General features: G+C 74.7%; 2 protein-coding genes. Both read left to right on the top strand.

Annotated elements, in window-relative coordinates; genetic code table 11:
* Positions 1-185: tryptophan synthase subunit alpha (locus tag VIB55_RS18335; protein WP_331878118.1), on the top strand; the 185-nt coding region annotated here is incomplete at its 5' end.
* Positions 182-2,090: methyl-accepting chemotaxis protein (locus VIB55_RS18330; RefSeq protein WP_331878117.1), on the top strand; the 1,909-nt coding region annotated here is incomplete at its 3' end. The genes VIB55_RS18335 and VIB55_RS18330, both read left to right, overlap by 4 nt.

Genomic DNA, 2,090 nt, shown 5'->3' with positions numbered 1-2,090 from the left:
CGGTGCCCGTGGCCGTGGGCTTCGGCATCAGCACCCCCGAGCAGGCGGCCACCGTGGCGCGCGTGGCCGACGGGGTGGTGGTGGGGAGCGCGCTGGTGGAAACGCTGCGGACGGGCGGGGTGGACGAGGGCCTCGCCTTCGTGCGGGCGCTGCGCAAGGCGGTCGACGGAGCGCGCGCCGCGTGAACGCTCCCGCACAGGCCGCTCTCCGCGCGGGGCGGGTGCTCGCCATGTACGCCCGCGTGCTCCTGGCGCTGGGCGGCGGCGCCGCGCTGGTGGCCGCCGTCGCCCTGGTCGGGGGCTCCGGGTCAGCGCCGCTGTGGGCGGCGCTCGCGGGGATCGTGTCCGTCGCGGCGCTGCGCCAGGGCGCGGTGCCGCTTTCCAAGTTCGCCTACGTCACCATGACGGTGGTGCCGGTGGGCGCGCTGACGCTGCTGGGGCAGCCGGCCGCGGCGGTGGTGGCCGCCTGGGCCGGCACGGCCGCGGGCGACCTGGGGCGGCGCAAGCTGTGGTTTCCCGCGGGGGTCAACGCCGGGCGCGAGGCGCTCGCGGCGGCGGCCGGCGCCGGCGTGTACGCCCTGTCCTCGCGCTCCGCGGGCCTTCCGGCGCCCGCCCCGGGCGACGGGCTGGTTCCCGCGCTCTCCATCGACGGACTCCCCGCGCTGCTGGCCTACTTCCTGGCCTACTTCTTCGTGTCGCGCGGCCTCTTCTACTTCTCGCTCCTCTTCCGCGGCAAGCTCACCACCTCCGAGCGCAACGTCCTGCTGCGCTACGAGATCGTTTCGGCGGTGCTGGGGGTGATCGGCACGCTGGGCGTGGCGGCGGCGTTCGCCGTTTCGCGGTCGTGGGGCACCTTCGCCATGATCGTCTTCGTGGCCTTCGCGGGGCTGCTGGCCCGCATGCTGGTGGCCGAGGCCATCTCGTCGGAGGAGCTGCGCAAGGTGGCGGCGATGGAAGCCGTCATCACCGCGGGGATGCCGCTGACGGAGTCGATGGCGCGCATCGAGGAGATGGCGGGGCGGCTGATCGAGTGGAGCTGGCTTCACGTCTATTCGGTGCGCGGCGGCGACCTGGTGCTGGTGCACCCGCTGGCCACCGACCCCGAGGGGCTGGATGAGCTGCATCCCGTGCGGCTGCAGGTGTTCCGTTCGGGCGAGCCGTTCATCTCGGCGGACACGGCACGCGAGGGACGGGTGCCCGCCTCGGTGCCGGTGCGCTCCCTGGTCATCCACCCGCTGTCGTACGGCCGCAATGCCCTGGGGCTGCTGGAGGTGGGGCACCACCGTCCCGAGGTGTACGGCGTGGCCGAGCTGCGCCTGATCGAGCGGTTCTCGCGGCAGCTGGCCCTGGCGCTTCAGCTGGATGGGCTGGTGCGGCCGATGACGGAAAGCGCGCGCGAGATGGACGGCGCCCTGCGCACGCTGGGGGGACGGCTTTCCAGCCTGCGCGAAAGCGGCCAGGCCGTTGCCGCCACCGCGGCCGACATCCGCCAGCGCATCGCCGACCAGGGGCGGCGGACGGCGTACGGACTGGGATTGACGGAAGAGCTGGCGCGCTCGGCCGACGCCATGTCGGGCGACGCGGGAGAGACGGCGGGCGCCAGCCGCGACACCCGGCGCCTGGCGTCGGAGAACCGTGGGGCCATCGTCGAGGCCATCGGGCGGCTGGTGACGTTGCGCGACTTCGTCGACGAGGAGGGGCGCGAGCTGGCGGCGCTGGCGGGGACCTCGGGGCAGATCGCGACCATCGTGGAAACCATCCGCGCCATCGCCGAGCAGACCAACCTGCTGGCGCTGAACGCAGCCATCGAGGCGGCGCGCGCGGGCGAGCACGGCCGCGGCTTCGCGGTGGTGGCCGACGAGGTGAGGAAGCTGGCGGACGACACGGAGCGCGCGGCGGTGCAGGCGCGCGACATGGTCGACGGGGTGCGGGGGCAGATGGGGTCGGCGCTGGAGCGGATGGAGCAGGGCTCCGCGCGGCTGGCGGGTGTGGGAGACCTGTCGCGGGCGGCGCTGGAGTCGGTGGACCGCATCGTGGCCGCCGCCTCGGCGAGCGCCGAGCTGACCACGCGAATCGCCGAGCGCGCGGGCG

Origin of the sequence: Longimicrobium sp., assembly GCF_036554565.1 — a bacterium.
Lineage (GTDB): Bacteria > Gemmatimonadota > Gemmatimonadetes > Longimicrobiales > Longimicrobiaceae > Longimicrobium.
The sequence above is the reverse complement of the archived record's forward strand: the minus strand, read 5'-3'. Positions and strand labels throughout refer to the sequence as shown.